19 protein-coding genes are annotated in these 21143 nt (G+C 55.7%); 6 read left to right on the top strand and 13 right to left on the bottom strand.

Going from position 1 to position 21143, the window contains the following annotated elements; genetic code table 11:
- Positions 1-30 precede the first annotated feature (30 nt).
- From H7U06_RS02990 to H7U06_RS02975, 4 genes are all read right to left on the bottom strand, one after another.
- On the bottom strand, positions 31-1230 hold the full coding sequence (locus H7U06_RS02990) for a multidrug effflux MFS transporter (protein WP_175624707.1): 1200 nt from the start codon (positions 1228-1230) through the stop codon (positions 31-33).
- A gap of 241 nt (positions 1231-1471) precedes the next feature.
- A complete protein-coding gene (locus H7U06_RS02985; protein WP_175624706.1) occupies positions 1472-2776 on the bottom strand; it encodes an ATP-binding protein in 1305 nt (434 codons plus the stop codon).
- Positions 2773-3513 (bottom strand): response regulator, encoded by a 741-nt coding sequence (locus H7U06_RS02980; RefSeq protein WP_175624705.1) that lies wholly within the window; start codon positions 3511-3513, stop codon positions 2773-2775. Before H7U06_RS02980 ends, H7U06_RS02985 begins: the two co-directional genes overlap by 4 nt.
- A gap of 138 nt (positions 3514-3651) precedes the next feature.
- Positions 3652-4023, bottom strand: coding sequence for a GFA family protein (locus H7U06_RS02975; protein WP_175624704.1), 372 nt, complete (start codon positions 4021-4023; stop codon positions 3652-3654).
- Between the two features lie 175 nt (positions 4024-4198).
- On the opposite strand from H7U06_RS02975, the gene H7U06_RS02970 reads away from it, so the two are divergent.
- From H7U06_RS02970 to H7U06_RS02950, 5 genes are all read left to right on the top strand, one after another.
- The gene (locus H7U06_RS02970) at positions 4199-4906 is read left to right on the top strand and encodes a cytochrome c biogenesis CcdA family protein (protein WP_175624703.1); all 708 of its coding nucleotides are present in this window, start codon (positions 4199-4201) and stop codon (positions 4904-4906) included.
- A 2-nt stretch (positions 4907-4908) separates the two neighbouring features.
- Positions 4909-5427, top strand: a complete 519-nt coding sequence (locus H7U06_RS02965) for a thioredoxin family protein (RefSeq protein ID WP_175624702.1) — start codon at positions 4909-4911, stop codon at positions 5425-5427.
- Positions 5428-5466: 39 nt separating this feature from the next.
- Positions 5467-6285, top strand: coding sequence for an alpha/beta fold hydrolase (locus H7U06_RS02960; RefSeq protein WP_175624701.1), 819 nt, complete (start codon positions 5467-5469; stop codon positions 6283-6285).
- A 207-nt stretch (positions 6286-6492) separates the two neighbouring features.
- The gene (locus H7U06_RS02955) at positions 6493-7518 is read left to right on the top strand and encodes an alpha/beta fold hydrolase (protein ID WP_175624700.1); all 1026 of its coding nucleotides are present in this window, start codon (positions 6493-6495) and stop codon (positions 7516-7518) included.
- A gap of 68 nt (positions 7519-7586) precedes the next feature.
- Positions 7587-8006 (top strand): organic hydroperoxide resistance protein, encoded by a 420-nt coding sequence (locus H7U06_RS02950; protein ID WP_175624699.1) that lies wholly within the window; start codon positions 7587-7589, stop codon positions 8004-8006.
- Positions 8007-8073: 67 nt separating this feature from the next.
- Here H7U06_RS02950 and H7U06_RS02945 read toward each other — a convergent pair whose 3' ends face one another.
- From H7U06_RS02945 to H7U06_RS02935, 3 genes are all read right to left on the bottom strand, one after another.
- Entirely contained in the window at positions 8074-8505 is a 432-nt protein-coding gene (locus tag H7U06_RS02945; protein ID WP_124574274.1) for a carboxymuconolactone decarboxylase family protein, read from the bottom strand.
- A gap of 193 nt (positions 8506-8698) precedes the next feature.
- Positions 8699-9193: a single-stranded DNA-binding protein gene (gene ssb / locus H7U06_RS02940; protein WP_175624698.1), complete on the bottom strand. Its 495-nt coding sequence runs from the start codon at positions 9191-9193 to the stop codon at positions 8699-8701.
- Between the two features lie 14 nt (positions 9194-9207).
- Positions 9208-10401 carry an MFS transporter gene (locus tag H7U06_RS02935; protein WP_175624697.1) on the bottom strand — a complete coding sequence of 398 codons (1194 nt, stop codon included), beginning with the start codon at positions 10399-10401 and terminating at the stop codon, positions 9208-9210.
- Between the two features lie 173 nt (positions 10402-10574).
- Here H7U06_RS02935 and uvrA point away from each other — a divergent pair, with 173 nt between their 5' ends.
- Positions 10575-13439, top strand: coding sequence for an excinuclease ABC subunit UvrA (gene uvrA, locus H7U06_RS02930; protein ID WP_175624696.1), 2865 nt, complete (start codon positions 10575-10577; stop codon positions 13437-13439).
- Between the two features lie 60 nt (positions 13440-13499).
- On the opposite strand, the gene H7U06_RS02925 is transcribed toward uvrA, so the two are convergent.
- The 6 genes from H7U06_RS02925 to H7U06_RS02900 form a co-directional block, all read right to left on the bottom strand.
- The gene (locus H7U06_RS02925) at positions 13500-14420 is read right to left on the bottom strand and encodes an AEC family transporter (protein WP_175624695.1); all 921 of its coding nucleotides are present in this window, start codon (positions 14418-14420) and stop codon (positions 13500-13502) included.
- Positions 14421-14506: 86 nt separating this feature from the next.
- Entirely contained in the window at positions 14507-15397 is an 891-nt protein-coding gene (locus H7U06_RS02920; RefSeq protein WP_175624694.1) for an alpha/beta hydrolase, read from the bottom strand.
- Positions 15398-15461: 64 nt separating this feature from the next.
- A complete protein-coding gene (locus H7U06_RS02915; protein ID WP_175624693.1) occupies positions 15462-16991 on the bottom strand; it encodes a glycosyltransferase family 39 protein in 1530 nt (509 codons plus the stop codon).
- Between the two features lie 16 nt (positions 16992-17007).
- Complete coding sequence (locus H7U06_RS02910) at positions 17008-17385, bottom strand: EamA family transporter (protein WP_233588335.1); 378 nt, start codon at positions 17383-17385, stop codon at positions 17008-17010.
- Positions 17382-18893 (bottom strand): UbiA family prenyltransferase, encoded by a 1512-nt coding sequence (locus H7U06_RS02905; RefSeq protein ID WP_254873115.1) that lies wholly within the window; start codon positions 18891-18893, stop codon positions 17382-17384. The genes H7U06_RS02910 and H7U06_RS02905 overlap by 4 nt, the downstream gene beginning before the upstream one ends.
- Before the next feature lie 154 nt (positions 18894-19047).
- Entirely contained in the window at positions 19048-21036 is a 1989-nt protein-coding gene (locus H7U06_RS02900) for a monovalent cation:proton antiporter family protein (protein WP_175624691.1), read from the bottom strand.
- Between the last annotated feature and the right edge of the window lie 107 nt (positions 21037-21143).

Below are 21143 nucleotides of genomic sequence, written 5' to 3'. Positions count from 1 at the left end.
GCGACATACATATACATGTCGCCGCCTTATTTATCCTTGTACGCCGCGCATTCTTGCCGAGCGCAAGGTCAGCCACGATATGAACCAGGCCAACAATGCACATACCGCGATGCCTGCCACCATAGGTCGCGCCGTACCGTCAACAAAGAGTCCGGTGACCGCCATCACTGCTGCCCCGGTCACGAACTGCAAGGTTCCCATCAAGGCAGAAGCCGTACCGGCGATGGTTCCGTGCTCTTCCAGTGCCAGCACGGTCGTGGTCGGGATCACCAGACCGAGGAAACCAAAACCGATAAATAACATGACCAGCATCACGTCCAGACGTTCAATGCCCATCAGATTAACTGCCAACAGGCCTGCCATCACTAATGCGTACGCAGCCACCGCCACCTTCACCACCGGCACCAGGCCGAAACGCGCGCTCAGGCGACCGGTAAATTGGGAGACACCGATGAAGGATGCTGCATTTGCCGCGAAAGCGATACTGTATTGGCGCGGCGTCAGTCCATAGTGATCGATCAGGATGAATGAAGAGTTCGCAAGGTAAGCAAAGAAACTGGAAATACCAAACGCACCTATAAATACCAGGCCATGGAAGTGCGGATCCCGTAACAAGAACAGATAACCATTCAGCGCGCTACGTACGCTGCTATCCACGCGTTGTTCACGCGGCCGCGTTTCCGGCTGGCTGGTCGCCATTAATATCAGCGCCAGTACCGCCGCCACCGTTACCGCCCAGAACACACTGCGCCAGCCCCATATCTCTATCAGCAAGCTACCGGACAGCGGCGCAAGTATCGGCGACACGCTGAACACCAGCATCAGCAACGACATCAGGCGCGCTGCATCATTGCCGGTGTGCAGGTCACGTACCACCGCACGCGGGATCACCATCCCGGCACTGGCCCCCAGGCCTTGCAGGAAGCGCAGCACGATCAGGGTTTCGATATCCGGTGCCATCGCACAACCAACGCTGCATACGGCAAACAGCGCGAGGCCAAAGTACAAAGGCGGCTTGCGTCCCACCATATCCGAGATTGGGCCATAAATAATCTGCCCTATCCCGAGCGAGATAAAGAACGCCATCAGGCTGGCCTGCACGGCGCTCATAGACACGCCCAGGGTCTGGCCTATAGACGGCAAGGCCGGTAAATACATATCGATGGCGAAGGGACCGATGGCAGACAACAAGCCCAGCACCAACGCATTTTTCAGAAAAGGCGTATTCATTGGTTAATCTATTCAGGAAACGAGGTATTGCAAACCCTGGAGCAGAGCCAGGATGATTGGGCGTACAGCGAGTGGAGAGTCGAGGGAAATATTTGCTCTGCCGCAACAAGCGTGTCGCAATGAAAAACGGAACCCGCAGGGTCCCGTAGCAATCTGCGTAAATCTAGCAGAGATGATATATCAAGCGCCCGGCAATTTCTACGCTTCTACGCAAAACACAGGGCACACCAAACAGACGGTACTACAACACCAGGCGCGCCTCCAGGCCGCCATCGGCGCGATTGTGCAGACTCAGGCTGGCATTCATAGCTTGCGCCAGTTGTCGCGCGATCGCCAGGCCAAGGCCGGTACCGCCCGTATCACGATTGCGTGAAGCTTCGACCCGATAGAAAGGCTGGAACACTGCTTCCAGTTCAGATTCCGGTATGCCCGGCCCGTTATCCAGCACCTGGATGGTGATGTGTCCGTCATTGCCCTCACTCACATGCACATCGACCTGCGTCGAAAATTTCAGCGCATTGTCGATCAGGTTAATCAATACGCGCCGCAAGGCGTTGGGACGGGTGACGATGCTATGCCCAACCTTGCCATGCAATTCCAGTTTTTGTCCGGCATCGGTGTAGTCGAAACCCAGACTCTCCAGCAATGCATCAGGATCAACCGCAATTGGCGGCTCGCTCGTACCGTGCAAGGTGCGTGCATAGGCAACGCCTTCCTTGACCAGCACTTCCATTTCTTTCAAATCATGATTCAGCTTCTCGCGTTGCTCGCTGTCGTCCAGCATGTCTGCCCGCATGCGCATGCGCGTGATCGGTGTCTGCAAGTCATGCGAAATCGCTGCCAGGATCTGCATGCGCTCCGCCATATAGTGGCTGATGCGCCCTTGCATCGCATTGAAAGCTTTGGCTGCACGCGCCACTTCCAGCGGCCCGTCCTCGGGCAAGGTAGATGCGCGTAAATCAGGCCCCAGCGTATCCGCCGCATTGGCCAGTTGTACCAGCGGCCGCGTCGCCAGACGCACCCCCAGCCATGTAACACCTGCCAACAAAACCAATTGCAGCAGCAACACTACCGGCAACCAGCCCGAGATAGGCAAACCGGCAGGCCGCATATCGATGGTCAAAGGCATGCCATCGCTCAATTCAAGTTGCGCCTGTACCCTATCCTTCTGCCCCGGTACGACATGCGCAGTCACTCGGTAATGGCTGCCTATCGCATCCAGGAAGGAGGCGGCGATCATGCTGGACAACTTGGTATCTGGCGCACGCCCGGCCATGCCCGGTTCCAGCGAAAAGCTATAGGTCCGACGTTCCAGCCGTGGCAACCACGCAGCGCGCTCTGCCGCCGGCAAGCGATCCAGCAAAGCCACTGAACTGGCGACATCCTGCTGCAGGTAACCCAGCATCAAACCGGTCGTCGCTTCAGTACGCTCGCGCATGATCAGCCAGAACGACAGTGCATGCGCGACGACCAGGCCGACGAACAGAATCAGCGTCAGCCGCATAAACAAGGTGCGCGGCCACCAGTTCTTGTCGCTTGTGCTCATCGTGCTCCCTCGTGATTCTCCACGGCAGCAGAGAAGACATAACCTTCGCTGCGCAGCGTCTTGATATAGCGCGGCTCACGCGCGTCATCCTGCAGGCGCTGGCGCAAACGGCTGATCAGCAAATCGATGGAACGGTCGAATGGATCGGCGTCCCGCCCCTGCGTCAGGTTCAGCAACTGGTCACGCGTCAACACGCGTTGCGGATGATCGAGGAATACACGCAGCAAGCGATACTCGGCACCACTCAGGGCAACCATGGTGCCGTCCTTGTCCAGCAAATGGCGTGCGGTGGTATCCAGCTTCCAGTCACCAAAGACCAGGAACTGTGTCGGCTCACTCACCTGCAGATTGGTCGGCAGCATACGCGCACGACGCAATACCGACCGTATGCGCGCGAACAATTCACGCACCGCAAACGGCTTGCTCAGGTAATCATCCGCGCCCATTTCCAGGCCGATGATGCGATCGGTTTCTTCATGGCGGGCGGTCAGCATCAGCACCGGCACCGTACGCCATTTACCGGCACGCAATTCACGGCACAGCGTCAGGCCGTCTTCGCCCGGCAACATCAGATCCAGCACGATCAGGTCGACAGAGCCCTGCTCCAGCACAGCGCGCATCTGCCGGCCATTCGCCGCCAGCGAGGTACGCATGCCATTTTTTTCCAGGTAAGTGGCGAGCAGCTCACGGATTTCGCGATCGTCGTCGACGATCAAAATGTGGTCATTATTTTCCATTGCTGCATCTTATCTTAAGGCGCTTATTACGTGGCTGACTGAATACCATCAGCGAACAATTCATCGGCTTGACGACTTCCACGCTCAGCCCGCCAAAAAGGAAAGCCATAATGGCAAAGTAACGCTTTGCATAGCCCATCATGCATCCTCCACTACCGACAGGCTGGCACCATCGGCCAGCGTATGCTCCAGCGCATAGCTATCCACGCCATCCAGACAACCAAGGTTGACGCGCCAGGCGTCCTTATCCTTGCGCGTCTGGTGGAACGGATACACACCGCACACCTTGCAAAAGAAATGACGCGCAACGCGGCTATTGAATTGATACAGCGACAGCGCAGTTTCTCCCTCAACAATACGCAGATCACTCGTATGGAAGGCAGGTGACATCAGCGCACCGCGACGGCGACACAGGCTGCAATTGCAACGTGTAGCAGGTGTGAGTGCTGTACGAACTTCGAATTTAACAGTTCCGCAGTGGCAGGAACCTGTGTAGTGCTGGGCAGACATTTGATTTTCTCCTGAGTGGCAATGCCTGCTTTATATCTGACTTCCACCGACCTTTTGTATCTCAATGTATCTGCCACAGTAGGCGATACAAAACATTGCACTCGGGCCAGTTTCAGACACATGCCAGATACGCTCGGGCGTTCAAATACCGTCATACCAACAACAGGACGGTTCCATGAACAATCTGCTCGAAGCACCCTTTGCCCTGCTCGCCGGCGTACTCACCATCGCCTCCCCGTGCGTGCTGCCGATATTGCCCATCATCCTGGGCACTTCGATTAAACGCGCCAGCAAACTGCGTCCACTCTTCATCGTGGCTGGCTTTGTCCTCGCCTTCGCGGCACTCGGCATGTTGCTGGCCAGCGTCTCGCAAACCGTGGCCGTTGCACATGAAACCCTGCGCCTGGCCGGCATCGTGATGTTGCTGCTGGCCGGCCTGGCGATGTTGTGGCGTGCGCCGTATGACTGGTTGATTTCACACGTCAACGAACCACTGCAGCGGATAGGCGCCAGCGGCGGCAATGCTGGCTCCGGCAACCTGGGCGGCTTTGTACTCGGCATGTCGCTGGGCGCGATCTGGACGCCATGCGCCGGTCCGGTGCTGGCCTCCATCCTGGTCCTGGTCACACAGGCACAAAACCTGGGCTGGTCGGCTTCGTTGCTGGCGCTGTACGCAATCGGCGCAGGCATCCCGATGCTGGTGATCGCATACGGCGGCCAGTTCATGACGACCCGGGTACGCGCAGTAGCAAAGTACGCCGAGCGCCTGCAGAAAATTTTTGGCGTGCTGATCATCCTCACCGCCATCGCCATTTATCTCCAATACGACGTAGTGATCTACGCGTGGCTAGCTGAACTTTTCCCCAACCTGAAAGGATTTTAAAAATGAAATCGATACTGAAAACCATCTTGATCGCCAGCACGTTGTATGTCGCCAGCGCCCATGCCGCACCATACGGTGCGCCAACCCAGGCACCGGAATTCACCGGTATAGAGAAATGGCTGAATTCCGAACCACTGAGCATGCAAAAGCTGCGCGGCAAAGTCGTGCTGGTCGATTTCTGGACCTACACCTGCATTAACTGCATACGCACGCTGCCTTACGTCAAGAACTGGTACGACAAGTACAAGGATCAGGGCCTCACCGTAGTCGGTGTACACACCCCGGAATATCCGTTTGAACGCTCGACGGAAAACGTCAGCAAAGCGATCCAGCGCTTCGACATCAAATACCCGGTCGCGCAAGACAACCGCTATGCGACATGGACGGCTTACAGCAACCAGTACTGGCCCGCGGTCTACCTGATCAACAAGAAAGGACAGATCGTCTACACCCACTTTGGTGAAGGCAAGTACCAGGAAACCGAAGCCAAGATCCGTGAACTCCTGGCCGAGCCGAGCTAAAGCAACACACGCACTCACCCACACTTCAAGGAAAACAATATGAACAAGATTTATCAACACGTACTAAAAAGCACCTTCGTCATGACGCTGGGCGTAGCCGCTGTCTCACTGCCTGCCTTTTCATATGCGCAGGATGCGGCCAAGCCAACCATCGTACTGGTACACGGTGCTTTTGCTGACGCATCCAGCTGGGATGGCGTCACCAGTCGCTTGCTCGCCGATGGCTACAAAGTAGTGGGCGCAGCCAATCCCTTGCGTGGCGTAAAAAATGACGCGAACTACGTTTCCGGCATCGTTAAAAATATCCCGGGGCCAGTACTGCTGGTCGGTCACTCCTATGGCGGCTCGGTGATTTCTGAAGCAGCGAATGGCAATGACAATGTCAAAGGCCTGGTCTACGTCGCGGCCTTCGCACCAGAAGCTGGCGAAACCGCGATCGGCTTATCCTCAAAATTCCCCGGCAGCACATTAGGCTCGGCGCTGGCGCAGCCGGTACCTCTCGCGGATGGTGGCAAGGATCTGTACATAGACCAGGCCAAGTTCCGCCAGCAATTCGCGGCCGACGTCCCTGCCGCCAAAGCCAGACTGATGGCTGCGGCACAACGCCCGGTAACGGAAGCGGCGATTACCGAAGCCTCGGGTGAACCGGCATGGAAAACGTTGCCGTCCTGGTTTGTGTATGGCAAGGCAGACAAAAACATCCCTGCAGCAGCACTGGCCTATATGGCCCAGCGCGCACACTCGCAAAAGACGATAGCGATCCCTGGTGCTTCCCATGTCGTGATGACGTCCCATCCGGCTGAAGTATCCAGACTGATCGAAACCGCTGCACAGCAATCCGTCCGCGTCGCGCAATAAGTCTGCTTGCCGGGCAAACGTACTTTGCCCGGCACCTCTTCGTATCCATCTGTATCCACTTTTTTGCAGATACACAGAGATACAAAAGCCCGGTTTCGAGACACATGTCAGATACACACGCGGCTTAAAGTTTAGTCATACCAAACGTGGCACCAAGCGATCAGCATTTGGCGCCACGTTCCACTCAACTTGCAAAGGACTTACACCATGCCGGACATCAATCTCAAACGTCGTCGACTGTTAGGTGGCACTTTACTGGGCGTCGCCGCAGCCAATCTGACACTGCCCGGCCTGAGCTACGCCAATCCGTTGTCGGCATCCGGCACGGCCAGCATGGCACCACTCAAGCACGTAGACGCAGGCGTGCTGAACATCGCCTACTACGAAACAGGCCCGGCACAAGGTCCAGTGGTATTCCTGCTGCATGGCTACCCATATGACATCCACAGCTACATAGACGTCGCAGAGATACTTGCAAAACAAGGGTGCCGTGTCATCGTGCCGCATTTACGCGGTCACGGCGGCACCCGCTTCCTCGACGCCGCAACCCAGCGCACCGGGCAACAGTCGGCAGTGGCAATGGACATCATTGCCTTGATGGACGCATTGAAGATAGATCGCGCCGTCATGGCGGGCTACGACTGGGGCGCACGCACTGCCTGCATCATTGCCGCGCTGTGGCCAGAACGTTGCATAGGCCTGCTCTCGGTGAATGGCTACCTGATACAAAACATCCCACGCAATGCCCTGCCTCTACCGGCGCAGGCTGAAGTCGGCTGGTGGTACCAGTACTACTTCGCGACCGAACGCGGTGTCGCTGGTTTGACCGCTAACCGCAAGGACATCGCCCGCATCATCTGGAAAACCAATTCGCCGACCTGGCACTTCGATGATGCCACCTTCGATCGTGCCGCTGCGTCGTTCGACAATCCGGACTACGTCGCCATCGTGATCCACAACTACCGCTGGCGGCTGTCGCTGGCAGCAGGCGATCCACAATACGACGAGCTGGAAAAACGTCTCGCCACACAACCTGTGATTGCGGTGCCGACCATCACCATGGATGGCGACTCGGATGGCGTAGTACCAGCAACCGACGGCAAGGCTTATGCCAGCAAGTTCAGCGGCCCGCGCACGCATCGCATCATCAAGGGTGCAGGTCACAACTTGCCACAGGAAGCACCACAGGAATTTTCAGCAGCAGTGATGACACTGCTCAGCAACGCAGGTTAATCGACGTAACTGAAATACGCGACTGAATTTACAGCAACAAACCACTCACTTTAAACAGGAGAACTACCATGACCGGCACCACCAAAGTACTGTACACAGGCAAAACCCACACTTCTTCCGGCGGCCGCGACGGCGCAGCGCATAGCGATGACGGCCGTCTCGACATCAAACTCTCGTCGCCCGGCTCCGCTGGCACCGGCACCAATCCGGAGCAACTGTTTGCTGCAGGCTGGTCCGCCTGCTTTATCGGCGCCATGGGTCTGGCGGCAGGCAAGATGAAAATCAAACTGCCTGCCGATCTGGCAGTCGATGCCGAAGTCGATCTGTGCAACGCGGACGGTGCTTACTTCCTGCAAGCCAGACTCAACGTCAGCGTACCGGGACTGGAACCTGAAGTCGTGCAAACGCTGGTCGAAGCGGCACATCAAACCTGCCCTTACTCCAAAGCGACGCGCGGCAATATCGATGTCGTCATCAATCTGGTCTAAGTCATCAGCGCTGATCTGAATTAAAAAAGCCCGGACGGCTAATGTCCGGGCTTTTTGTTTGGTGCAATTACTGGCGCATACCTATTGCCAGACGATTGAAAGCGCTCATCAAGGCAATCGCAAAGCTCAGATCGGCTATCTCAACATCACTGAAGTGTTCCTTGAGCGGCTCGAAGTCTTCATCCGGCGCATGGGTTTTGTCGACATGCGTCAGCGCTTCCGTCCACGCCAGTGCGGCACACTCGCGCGCAGTGAAATGTTCACTGACACGCCATCCGGCCAGGCTATCGATCTTGGCATCCGGCACACCGCTGGCACGCAAGGCCTTTGCATGCATCTCCAGGCAAAAAGCACAGCCGTTGATTTGCGACATACGCAACCAGGCCAGCTCTATCAATTGCTTGCCTATGCTGCTTTTTTCCACCGCTTTTTTGGTCGCAGCAAAGCCTTGATAGGCTTCAGGGGAAAGGGTCCAGTATGACAAACGCAGGGCACTCATGACTAATCTCCAGTAAGTAAGAAGGATAACAATGCGCTCACTTGCGTGACGCTTCTGTCCATACTTTAGGAGAAGAATGACCTATGGCATAGGTGCAAGATTTGAAGAAATGTATAGGACATTAGCAGCGCAAAAATAAAGGCCTAAAACCAGAGGTTTTAGGCCTTTCAGATGCATCTCGCAAAACTGCTTCTTAGAACGGGATGTCGTCATCCATGTCATTGAAGTTCGACGCTGCCGCTGGGCGCGCTGCCGGACGTGCGTTGCCGCCACCACCCGAGCTTGGGCGTGGCGCTGGTGCGCTGCTGCCATAGTCGTCATCCATACCAGCGCTGCTGCCACCGCCTGCACCTGGACGACCGCCCAGCATTTGCATGGTGTCTGCAATGATTTCGGTGGTGTAACGCTCTACGCCATCCTTGTCTGTCCATTTGCGTGTTTGCAAACGACCTTCGATATATACCGACGAACCTTTTTTCAGGTATTGGCCAGCGATTTCAGCCAGCTTGCGATAGAAGGTGATGCGGTGCCATTCGGTGATTTCTTTTTTGTCACCGCTGTTTTTGTCTTTCCAGCTTTCTGTGGTTGCGACGGCAACATTGGTCACGGCTTCGCCATTTGGCATGTAACGTGTTTCAGGATCGCGTCCCAGGTTGCCGACGATGATGACTTTATTAACTGATGCCATTGCTATTTCTCCGATTAAACGACTGCAGCCTGAACCTGGCTACGACGCGGTAAGTTTTTCATATTGGCGGCAATTATAAGCCACACGACACACAAAGCAGAACCCAGAACAAAGACAGATGCACCGCCGGCATGCTGCGTCAGCCATCCGCCCAGCGCACCACCGCAGAACAGGCCCAATGCCTGCAAGGTGTTATACACACCCAGCGCCGCACCCTTGCTACCCGGTGGCGCGATACGCGACACCAGTGACGGCTGGCTGGCTTCGAGTATGTTGAAAGCGACAAAGAATGCCAGCAACAAAGCTATCAGCCAGACCGCATGCAACTGTGTTTGCGACAAGGCCAGCCACATCCCGACCTGGACCAGTAATAATAAAGCAATGGCAGCGACAAATACCTGTTTCGACTTGCCACGTTTTTCACCAATGAAGATAGGCGGCAACATGAGTACGAAAGAAGCAATGACCACTGGCAAGTAAATCTTCCAGTGCTCGGCCAGCGGCAATTGCACAAAGCGGATCAAGGCTGACGGTACCACGACAAACATCGCCATTTGCGTCAAATGCAATGCAAATACGCCGAAATTCAGACGCATCAGCTCACCGTGCGCCAATATCTCTCTTATCGACACCTGCGCTGGCGGCAGGCTAGGCGCGGCAGGCACCACATATATAACGACCAGGATTGCCAATACCGACAAAATCCCGGTCAGCGCAAAAATACCGCCCATCCCGACCCATTTATATAGCAACGGGGACAACACCAGGGAGGCCGCGAAAGTCAGCCCTATCGAAGCCCCCACCATCGCCATTGCCTTGGTGCGATGCTCTTCCCTGGTCGAATCGGCAATAAATGCGGTGACTGCGGCGGAGATCGCGCCGGCGCCCTGCACTGCGCGCCCTATGATCACCCAGATAATATTGTCGGCGGCAGCAGCGATAAACGAACCCAGCGCAAATAAGATCAGTCCGATCACGATAATGCGCTTGCGGCCATATTTGTCTGAAGCAATACCAAACGGGATTTGGCCGAAAGATTGCGTCAAACCATATATCCCCATTGCCAAACCGACCAGAGTCGCACTTTCGCCGCCCGGCAAGGTTTTTGCATGAACTGCAAACACCGGCAGGATCAGGAACAGGCCCAGCATACGCAGTGCAAAAATCGACGCAAGCGACGTGCTGGCGCGGAGTTCGGTGCGGGTCATGCCTGTATCGGGCTGGTTTGAAGATGCTAGGGACATGTATTACTGGAAATAGGGAAGAACAGGTTTTACGGGCAGCTTTAAAACCCGCTATAGTAGCAGGTTGACCCGTTTTAACCCGCTCGCGAACCTCAAAAAGGCGCGCGAACATCGGAAAAGCCTAGCTGAAAGAGTGAATGGACGAGATTCGTATCCGAGGTGCGCGTACGCACAACCTCAAGAACATCAATCTGGATTTACCGCGCAATAAGCTGATCGTGATCACCGGCCTGTCCGGCTCCGGCAAGTCGTCGCTCGCCTTCGATACGCTGTATGCGGAAGGCCAGCGCCGTTACGTCGAATCACTGTCGGCCTACGCGCGCCAGTTTTTGCAATTGATGGAAAAGCCGGACGTCGACCTGATCGAAGGTTTGTCGCCTGCGATCTCGATCGAGCAAAAAGCGACCTCGCACAATCCACGCTCCACCGTCGGCACCGTCACCGAGATCCACGATTACCTGCGCCTGCTGTATGCCCGCGTCGGCACGCCATACTGCCCCGACCATCCGGAAAATCCGCTGGCCGCACAATCGGTGTCGCAAATGGTCGATGCCGTACTGGCGATGCCGGAAGATACCAAGCTGATGATCATGGCGCCGGTCGTCGCCAATCGCAAAGGCGAACACGCAGACCTGTTTGAACAAATGCAGGCGCAAGGCTTCGTGCGCTTCCGCGTACAGAGCGGCACCAACAATGCGCACATCTATGATGTCGACGCTTTGCCCAAACTGAAGAAAGCGGAAAAGCACACCATCGATGTCGTAATCGACCGTATCAAGGTCAAGGCCGACATCAAGCAGCGCCTGGCTGAAAGCTTTGAAACCGCACTGCGCCTGGCCGAAGGTCGCGCACTGGTACTGGAAATGGATACCGGTGTCGAACACCTGTATTCGAATAAATTCGCCTGCCCGGTCTGCGGCTACTCGTTGCAGGAACTGGAGCCACGCCTGTTCTCGTTCAACAATCCTATGGGTGCGTGCCCGGAATGCGACGGCCTCGGTCATATTGAATTCTTTGATCCGAAACGTATCGTCGCCTTCCCTAACCTTTCACTCGCCAGCGGCGCAGTAAAGGGCTGGGACCGTCGCAACCAGTTTTACTTCCAGATGCTGTCCAACCTGGCGGAGTTCTACGACTTCGACATCGACGTACCATTCGAGAAGCTGCCGGAAGCCGCGCAACAAGCGGTGCTGTTCGGTTCGGGTAAACAAAACATCCCATTCACCTATGTGAATGAAAAGGGCCGTACCGTCATCCGTGAACACACGTTCGAAGGCGTGGTGAACAACCTGCAACGTCGTTATCGCGAAACCGATTCGATGGCGGTGAAGGAAGAACTGGCCAAGTTCATCAATGAAAAGCAATGCCCTAGCTGCGAAGGCGCACGTCTGCGCGTCGAGGCACGCAACGTCATGGTTGGCAGTGGCAAGCAAAAGCGCGCCATCTTTGAAGTAGCTGCGACCCCGTTGCGCCAGACGCTGGAATTCTTTGAAAGCCTGGTGCTGACTGGTGCGAAGAAAGAAATCGCCGATCGCATCATCAAGGAAATCGTCTCGCGCCTGCAATTCCTCAACAATGTCGGTCTCGACTACCTGTCGCTGGAACGCAGCGCGGATACCTTGTCCGGTGGCGAAGCACAGCGCATACGCCTGGCGTCGCAAATCGGCTCCGGCCTGACCGGCGTCATGTATGTACTGGATGAACCATCGATCGGCCTGCATCAGCGCGACAACGATAGACTGATCGAAACCCTCAAACACTTGCGCGACATCGGCAATAGTGTGCTGGTGGTCGAGCATGATGAAGATGCGATCCGCTGCGCCGATTATGTGGTCGACATGGGCATAGGTGCAGGCGTACACGGCGGCGAAGTAATCGCCGAAGGTACGCTGAAGGAAATCCTGAAGAACAAGAAGTCGCTGACCGCGCAATATCTGAACGGCACGCTCGGGATTGCCGTACCGAAGAAGCGCACACCACCGAATCCGAAGAAGCAATTCGTGATTACAGGTGCCACCGGCAACAACCTGAAAAACGTCACGCTGGAATTGCCGGTCGGCTTGCTGACTTGCGTCACCGGCGTGTCCGGCTCGGGCAAGTCGACACTGGTCAACGATACGCTGTACCACGCGGCATCACGCCACTTGTATGGCTCGCAGGCAGAACCGGCTCCGCATGATTCGATCAGCGGCTTTGAGCATTTCGACAAAGTCATCTCGGTCGATCAGGCACCGATCGGCCGCACGCCGCGCTCCAATCCGGCAACCTACACCGGCTTGTTCACACCGATACGCGATTTGTTTGCCACGGTGCCGACCTCGAAAGAACGCGGCTACTCGGCCGGACGCTTCTCGTTCAACGTCAAAGGCGGACGCTGCGAAGCCTGCCAGGGCGACGGCGTCATCAAGGTTGAAATGCACTTCCTGCCGGACGTCTACGTTCCTTGTGACGTCTGCCACGGCAATCGCTACAACCGCGAAACGCTGGAGATCCAGTACAAAGGCAAGAACATCACTGAAGTGCTGGGCATGACAGTGGAAGAAGCCTATGACTTCTTTAAAGCGGTGCCAGTCATTGCACGTAAACTGCAAACCCTACTGGATGTCGGCCTCGGCTACATCCGCCTGGGACAAAGCGCGACCACTCTCTCCGGCGGTGAAGCGCAACGCGTCAAACTGTCACTGGAATTATCGAAGCGCGATACCGGTCGTACTCTGTACATCCTGGATGAGCCGACCACAGGTCTACACTTCCACGATATCGATTTGCTGCTGAAGGTAATCCATCGCTTGCGTGACCAGGGCAATACCGTCGTCATCATCGAACACAATCTGGATGTGATCAAAACCGCCGACTGGCTGATCGACATGGGTCCGGAAGGTGGCGCCGGCGGCGGCCAGGTCATCGGTACGGGTACACCGGAAGACCTCGCCAAGAATCCGGCCAGCTTCACCGGCAAGTATCTGGTGCCGCTGCTCAAGCAAAAGAAATCAGCCGCCTAAGCAAGCAGCTGCAAACAAAAAGGGCGAACCACGGTTCGCCCTTTTTTACGTCTCACCAGTTTAGTTGGGTAAGCCCATCCACAAGCCTATAGGTACAAATACCAGCGCCGCCACATTACCTAGCAGGACGATGGAAGCCACCTTGTCCGGCTCTTGTTTGTACTGCTCCGCCACCATGAAGCAAAATACTGCCGGCGGCAAGGAAGCGAACAGGAACATCTGGCCACGTTGTTCAGGATTAAGGCTGAAGACATGATCCAGCAACCACGCAATGATCAGACCCGCTATCGGACACACTGCGGCACCAACCAGGCCGATATGCCAGCTCTTGAGGCTGACATCCATCATGCGCACACCCAATGCAAACAACATCAAAGGAATACAGGCATCACCCAGCATCTTCATCGCCATGAACAGCGGTGCTGGCAAAGGTACATGCACAATCGCGAAAGCCATCCCGATGATCATCGAAATCATCATCGGATTGGCGAGGAATTTCCACGGTGAGACGTGCACACCGTCATGGCCCTTGCGGCCACTTTCTATGATCTTGATACCGACGGAAAAATAGACCAGGTTGCAAGCCATGAACAAGGCAACCGCTGAACCGAGTGCCGACGCACCAAAGGCCAGCATCGCCAGCGGCAAACCCATATTGCCGCAGTTGTTGTACATCATAGGCGGCACGAAGCTGCGCACATCGTAACCAAACATACGCGCCACCGGCCATGCCAGCAAACCCGAGCCCAGTGAAATCAACGCACCCGCCAGGATCAGCGTACCATTGTGTGCAAGGTCGAAATCCTTGGCCGCGAGTGCGGTAAACACCAGTAACGGACACAGCACGTCCATGCTGACCCGGTTCACCGCCGTCATATCCGAACGCACGGACTCACCGCGTAGCCGGGCATAGCCATAGCCGAGTGCGATGATGATAAAGACCGGCAAGATAATGCCGAGTATGCGTTCAAATATTTCCATTTTTACCAACCGTCTTGAGCGACATGAAAAATGCCGGAATGGATGACGCCCATTCCGGCAAGATAATGCCTAGCTTACTGCAAATTCTATTTTTGCTGACTTGCATAATTTTCACGTGCAGCGTCAGACTTCACGAAACGCTCCACATTATCCAGTACCGGTGCCAAACCGCGCAGCGGCCATGACATGGTCGCGATCAGGCTGGCATGGCTGGTACGATCAAAATACAGCTCCGTCACCGCCACCCCGGAACTGCGCAGTTGCTTCGCCAGGCCAGCGGTATTGCGTAGCGGATTCACGATTTTATCGTCATGCGAGGCAATCAGCAGGGCGGGTGGCGCGGCCCGCGTAACATGATTGATAGGCTGCGATTCCGGCGGCGTATCGGGAAAGAAGAAAACCGGCTTCACATCCGGATTCTCGATCGGGATAAAGTCATACGGCCCGGCCAATCCTATCCAGCCGCACAATATCGCCGGCGTCAGTCCCTGCTTGCCCAGCCAGCGCGGGTCCAGTGCCACCATCGCCGCGTTATAGGCACCGGCACTATGCCCCATCACGAACAGGCGCTTGGGATCACCGCCAAAGCGCTGGATATCCTTCACTGTCCAGGCCAGTGCCAGCGCTGCGTCATCAATGAAATCGGGATAACGTACTTGCGGATACAGACGGTAATCCGCCACCACCGCGATGATGCCGCGTGCAGCCAGGGCTTCACCGACAAAGGCATAATCGGCGCGATTACCGCTATTCCAGCTGCCACCATAGAAAAACACGACAACTGCAGCCGAGCCCTGCAGGTCACGCGGCACATAGACATCGAGTCGTTGCCGCGCATCCGTACCAAAAGCAATATCAGCCGTCTTGACATAGCTGCGCGAGCTGGTCAGCGCATTAATCACCGTCAGCGGTGCACATCCGATCAAGCCACCCAGCAATGCGGTGGCGGTCAGCAGAGCGAGGGTCTTTTTCTTCATAGTCGCCAGCCTTTCCTTGTATCCAATGAAAACTGCTTCAGCAACTACGGGCACCGCTCAGACTTTAATGTGGCCGCGGTATATCGTAACGTTCCAGGAAGCCGCAACCATACACCGGCAGGAATGACGGAATCCGGTAATACATATCGGCCACAGTCTTCAGGATACGTTCACGATAAACATCGTATTTGAAATCTGTACCGTCTGCATACCAGAAGGTCATACCATCGACCTGCATCGTATGCACAGTGACTGTCACGAAGTAAGGTTCCAGCTCAGCCGGATTAATCGCGCGGCGATCAAAGATACGTATGGTCTTGCCTGCGTATGTTTTGAAATCGACCAGCAAATCATCCTGACGCGCATGGAATTTACCCTGTCCGAAGGTCGGCAAATATTCATCTGCGTGGTAAGACAACAAGGCTGCAGGCGTATAAGCACGCGCCATGATGGCTGCACCTTGTGGCAAATCCTTGCGTAAATTGGCGACTATGGTCTTCGCTTCCTTGTGGAAAACGATGTCGTCATGCAATGCGTAATCCTTCCACATGGCGCTCGGCAACAGGATGAGTGCCGCCAGGAACAGGAAATGCGGCACCGCGAACCAGGCAGTCCATTTGGTGTACTTACGCAAATCTTCAGCACTGCTGCTGGTTCCGATGAACAAGAACAGGAAAGGCATAAAGCCCAGCACCCAGTGCAAACCGATGGTCTTTTCCATCGACAGCAAGAGGAACAAGGCAAACGGCACCAGGAACAGGACGACGATAGCGCCACGCTGCGCCATCATATTGGCGGAACGCAGCAGCTTGATGAAGACCCATGGTGTGACCAGGTAAATCATCATCAACACATATTCACCAACCGTGTACAGCGACAATGATGTGTTCTCATTACGGTTGATCATATTGAACATCACATTCGACCAGCAATGATTTGCATTGAAAGCGATGGTGATGGCGAACAGCGGTGCCGAGCACAAAGCGATGACGATCAGGTTCAGCCAGCCACGACGTGAGCGGCACAGGTAAACGAAATAAGCGATGGCGAGCAAACCGGCAAAGTATTTCGACAGCAGTGCGCAGCCGAGGAAGATACCAGCGCCGACGTACCACAGAATCTTCTCCGACATAGTGCCGCGTATGAAGCAGTAGCCCGACAGGAAGATAAAGAAAATCAGTGGCGTATCGGTCGTCACCAGATTCAGCAACAGCGAAAACGGCAGTACCAGGAACAAGGTTCCCAGCCAGTAGGCAACCCCTTCCTGGAACGGTGAAATACGGCGCAACAAGTCAACCAGGCCAAGCGCGATCATGCTCCACAGCAGCACGGTAAAGAAACGCAGCGACAACGGATGACTGGAAAAACTGTTCAGGATAAACAACAACCAGCCGACCATAGGCGGATGATCGGAGTAACCCCAATCCGGGAATACACCCCATTGGTAAAAGAAGGCTTCGTCGCCGGTCATAGGGAAATACGCTGCCAGCCACAACTTGATCAGCAGCGTAATACCAAACGTCCACTTGAAAACCTGTCGCGCGCGTACCGGGTCTGCGCCAGCGTACAGCGAACGCGTCGAATTCAAATTCATTACTCTTCCTTAATTCTTAACTCTTTACCGACAGGATAACGACACCTGTAATGATCAAGGCCACACCCAGCACCTTATAAATACTGACGGACTCACCCAGGATGAAAATCCCGGCCATGGTGGTCAGCACCACGCCCAGCGAGATCAATGGATAAGCCATGCTGACTTCCAGCTTGCCGAGCACCAGCAACCACAAACCGGCACTCGCACCGAAACAAAACATGCCGCCCCAGATCAAGGGGCTGCTCAATGCCAGCCAAAAGACGGAACGCATATCGGCAGCCATCGCTTGCTGGATCGCAGGGGCAGACATGCCCATCTTCAACAAAACCTGCGCCAGCGCCGTCAGGCAGACACAAAAAAAAGCCAGACCCAAAGCCGCTATCTGACTCATGCTGCCCCCGGCCAGGAAGCGGCTACCGCAATGCCACCAATTACTATCGCCACCACCCAGCTGGTGCGATCCGTGATCGCGAACAGGAGTGGGTCGTCATGAATTTCCATGCGAGAAATCTTCAGCCACAGACGCATGATCCAGAATAGTACAACCGGCAGTATCAGCCACAGCCACTCTGCATGCGGATACATCTCGCCGCCCACCTGGCTGTCTATATACAGCGCCAGCAACATCACCGCGACAAAACCACTGGCAATACCCATCGAAATCAAATACGACAAATCGCTGGTGCGATAACCGCGCCCGGCCAATGCGACATTACCGTCACCACTCATGAATTCGAGTTCGGCGCAGCGTTTGACCAGCGCCAGACTCAGGAACATGAAAAGCGATACCGCCAGTAACCAGTTGGAAATCAATACGTCGCTAACCACGCCACCCGCCAGAATCCGGTGTGTATATAAAGAAGCCAATACCAGCACATCGACGATCGCAACTTGTTTCAGACGCGCCGAATACAGCAAGGTCACCACGATATACAACAGCATCAGGCCGAGGTAGACCGGTGAAATCACTGCAGCCAGCCACAGCGATAGCGGTAGCAATACCGCTATCAGTGCAATCCCAAACGGGATAGTCAATGTCGCCGCAGCAAAAGGGCGCGCCCGCTTGCGCGGATGCGCCCGATCCGACGCGAGGTCAAACAGATCGTTCACGACATACGTAGCTGAAGCACACATGCCGAAGGCAACAAAAGCCAGCAAGGTCGACAACCAGGGTGCTGCGGTCAACTCATGCGCCGCCAGCAAAGGCACAAACAACAAGGCATTCTTGGCCCACTGGTGCAGGCGCAAGGCCTTGAGCACCAGACGCAACCTGAACGGGCGCGGCGGAATGATGAGCGTCGGCGTTTTCAGCTGTTGCGCTTGTTTCACGATGGAAGGCGCAGCATTGACGACGATCACTTCAGCGGCACGCGACCACACGGCAATATCGGCCGAACTGTTACCGGCATAAGCAAAGCCAGCAGCACCGGCGTCATTTTCTATCGCTGCCAGTTTCGCTGCCGACTTCAGATTGGTGGCGACATCGCTGCCCATGACGGCAGAAAAGATACCCAGGTGATCGGCGACCATCTGCACCAAATGACGATCGGATGCACTCGCCAGAATCAGGCGACGGCCAGCCACATGCTGCTGGCGCAGATAAGTCAGGAGTTCCTCGTTGTACGGCAGCAGTGCGACATCCAGCCGTATGCGTCGGGCGATTTGTGCTTTCAGGTAGCCACGTCCCTGCATCAGCCACAGCACACACAGGAAGAGATATAAAGGATTACGCTTGATCAACAGCAGGACCGACTCAAACAAAAGATCGGTATAAGTCAGCGTCCCGTCGAGGTCGACATACAAAGGCGATAACGTGGCAGAAGCAGCAGCGGCAGAATCGCCTGCGCTTGCAGGCAATTCATGGGACGCATCAGTGTAACTGCCGGGGGAAATGCTCAAATCACCACCTGGAGACAAGAAAAGTACTTAATTTTGAGGGAAACCGGTCGCAAGGCGCTACAGGCCTGCCCGCAGCAGCCTTACAGGCTTCACTCCTTGCGGGTTGGCAATTTTCCGTCTTCGCATGGATACCGTCAACCACAAACGCCATGCATCAGGATTTCAGAAGACGGGTTTCGGCACGTGCAAGTTCCTCAGAGCCACCGCGCAAGACGATAGTATCGCCCGCCATCAGCGTCATCTCTGGCGTTACCGTCAGGCGCTCCTTGCCACGCCTCACTACTGTGACTTCCACGCCCAGCTCCTCAAGCCCTGCCTCCGCCAGCGTTTTGCCCACGGCTTTGCAGCTTTCACCCAAGGGCACCGAATGCAAACGCACCTGCACACTATCAGAAGCATCCGATACGTCGCTGCTGCCATGGAAGAAGCCACGCAAGGTCGCATAGCGCTCGCTGCGCGCTGCCTGCACCCTATGCACAACGCGGCGCAAAGGCACGCCCAGCGTCAGCATCGCATGCGAAGCCAGCATCAGGCTGCCCTCCATCGCTTCCGGCACCACTTCCGTCGCCCCGGCCGCGCGTAATTTATCGAGGTCGCTATCGTCATGGCTGCGCACAATGACCGGCAAATTCGGCGCCAGATCATGCATATGATGCAAAACCTTCAAAGCCGATGGCGTACTCGCATACGTAATCACCAGCGCCGCCGCCCGATTGATACCGACCGCGACCAGACTTTCGCGTCGCCCGGCATCACCGTAGGACACCAACGCCCCCGCCGCCTGCGCCTCGTTCACCCGATCCGGATCCAGATCCAGCGCCTGATAAGTAATGCCTTCGGCTTCCAGCAACTTGGCCAGGCTTTGGCCGCTGCGCCCGAAGCCCGCGATAATCACGTGTTGCTGAGTCGCCATCGTACGCGTAGCGATTTGCGTCAAGGCCAGCGATTGCACCATCCATTCATTGGCGGACAATTTCAGCACGATGGCATCGGCATTCGCGATGATGAGCGGCGCAGCCAGCATGGACAGCACCATGGACGCCAGTATCAGTTGCAGGATCAGGGGCTCCACCAGGTTCAGGCCACCGACCTGATTCAGCAAGACAAAACCAAACTCGCCGGCCTGCGCCAGCGCCAGGCCGGTACGCAAGGCCACGCCTACCGGCGCACCGAAAAATCTTGCCAGAAGCGCAATCAAACCAAACTTCAGCAACACCACGCCGCTTAGCAGCAGCAAGACCAGCCACCAGTGTTCAATCACCAGGCGCACATTCAACAACATGCCTATGGTGATAAAGAACAAACCCAGCAGCACGTCACGGAAGGATTTAATGTCTTCTTCCACCTGGTGCTTGTATTCAGTCTCGGATATCAACATACCGGCAACAAAGGCGCCCAAAGCCAGCGACAAACCCGCCATTTCGGTAATCCAGGCCGCACCCAGCGTAATCAGCAAGAGATTCAGCATGAACAATTCCTGCGAACGCCGTTTGACGACGATGCGGAACCAGCTACGGATGAGCTTATGGCCAATAAACAACAAGAGGAACAGGACGATGACCGCTTTCAGCATCGCCCACAACAGCGTAGTGCCGAGGTCGCCGCGTGGATTGGCCAGTGCCGGGATCAGGATCAGCAAAGGCACGACCGCCAGATCCTGGAACAGCAAAATGCCGATAATGCGGCGCCCATGCTGGCTTTCCAGCTCGACCCGCTCTGTCAACAGCTTGGAAACTATCGCGGTAGACGACATCGCCAGCGCGCCACCTATCGCCAGCGCTGCCTGCCAGCTGATCGCACTCAGCCGTGTTGACAGGTGTGCGACCAGCCAGCCAAACACCATGGTCGCGCCTATGGTCAGCATCACCTGCGCCATACCGAGGCCGAATACGGTACGCCGCATGGCAAGCAATCTGGAAAGGGAAAACTCCAGCCCTATCGAAAACATCAGGAAGACCACGCCAAACTCGCCCAGCGCATGCGTGGTGGCGTTGTCCTCAGCCCAACCCAGGGTATGCGGCCCTATTAATATGCCAACCACCAGGTAACCCAGCATAGGCGGCAAATGCATCATGCGGAAGGCGACCACGCCCAATACCGCAGCCGCTAGCAGGAGGAGCGTGAGTTCTAATGGGGAAAGCATAGTGGGGCCGCGACTGAAGTAAGGTGCCGGTTTGGTAACTGATAGGAACAGAACTATCAAACCACATTTTTGTTACGTCTGGCAGGTTTTTTGCTTTAGGAATTCGT

Origin of the sequence: Herminiimonas sp. Marseille-P9896, assembly GCF_903993245.1 — a bacterium.
Classification (GTDB): Bacteria; Pseudomonadota; Gammaproteobacteria; order Burkholderiales; family Burkholderiaceae_D; genus Oxalicibacterium; species Oxalicibacterium contaminans.
Note: the sequence above shows the minus strand (reverse complement) of the source record. Positions and strands in the feature narration are given on the sequence as shown.

Bases quoted from the DNA above. Each gene is read 5' to 3' on its own strand.
- H7U06_RS02990 (WP_175624707.1), bottom strand. From the start codon at position 1,230: ATGAATACGCCTTTTCTGAAAAATGCGTTGGTGCTGGGCTTGTTGTCT.
- H7U06_RS02985 (WP_175624706.1), bottom strand. From the start codon at position 2,776: ATGAGCACAAGCGACAAGAACTGGTGGCCGCGCACCTTGTTTATGCGG.
- H7U06_RS02980 (WP_175624705.1), bottom strand. From the start codon at position 3,513: ATGGAAAATAATGACCACATTTTGATCGTCGACGACGATCGCGAAATC.
- H7U06_RS02975 (WP_175624704.1), bottom strand. From the start codon at position 4,023: ATGTCTGCCCAGCACTACACAGGTTCCTGCCACTGCGGAACTGTTAAA.
- H7U06_RS02970 (WP_175624703.1), top strand. From the start codon at position 4,199: ATGAACAATCTGCTCGAAGCACCCTTTGCCCTGCTCGCCGGCGTACTC.
- H7U06_RS02965 (WP_175624702.1), top strand. From the start codon at position 4,909: ATGAAATCGATACTGAAAACCATCTTGATCGCCAGCACGTTGTATGTC.
- H7U06_RS02960 (WP_175624701.1), top strand. From the start codon at position 5,467: ATGAACAAGATTTATCAACACGTACTAAAAAGCACCTTCGTCATGACG.
- H7U06_RS02955 (WP_175624700.1), top strand. From the start codon at position 6,493: ATGCCGGACATCAATCTCAAACGTCGTCGACTGTTAGGTGGCACTTTA.
- H7U06_RS02950 (WP_175624699.1), top strand. From the start codon at position 7,587: ATGACCGGCACCACCAAAGTACTGTACACAGGCAAAACCCACACTTCT.
- H7U06_RS02945 (WP_124574274.1), bottom strand. From the start codon at position 8,505: ATGAGTGCCCTGCGTTTGTCATACTGGACCCTTTCCCCTGAAGCCTAT.
- ssb (WP_175624698.1), bottom strand. From the start codon at position 9,193: ATGGCATCAGTTAATAAAGTCATCATCGTCGGCAACCTGGGACGCGAT.
- H7U06_RS02935 (WP_175624697.1), bottom strand. From the start codon at position 10,401: ATGACCCGCACCGAACTCCGCGCCAGCACGTCGCTTGCGTCGATTTTT.
- uvrA (WP_175624696.1), top strand. From the start codon at position 10,575: ATGGACGAGATTCGTATCCGAGGTGCGCGTACGCACAACCTCAAGAAC.
- H7U06_RS02925 (WP_175624695.1), bottom strand. From the start codon at position 14,420: ATGGAAATATTTGAACGCATACTCGGCATTATCTTGCCGGTCTTTATC.
- H7U06_RS02920 (WP_175624694.1), bottom strand. From the start codon at position 15,397: ATGAAGAAAAAGACCCTCGCTCTGCTGACCGCCACCGCATTGCTGGGT.
- H7U06_RS02915 (WP_175624693.1), bottom strand. From the start codon at position 16,991: ATGAATTTGAATTCGACGCGTTCGCTGTACGCTGGCGCAGACCCGGTA.
- H7U06_RS02910 (WP_233588335.1), bottom strand. From the start codon at position 17,385: ATGAGTCAGATAGCGGCTTTGGGTCTGGCTTTTTTTTGTGTCTGCCTG.
- H7U06_RS02900 (WP_175624691.1), bottom strand. From the start codon at position 21,036: ATGCTTTCCCCATTAGAACTCACGCTCCTCCTGCTAGCGGCTGCGGTA.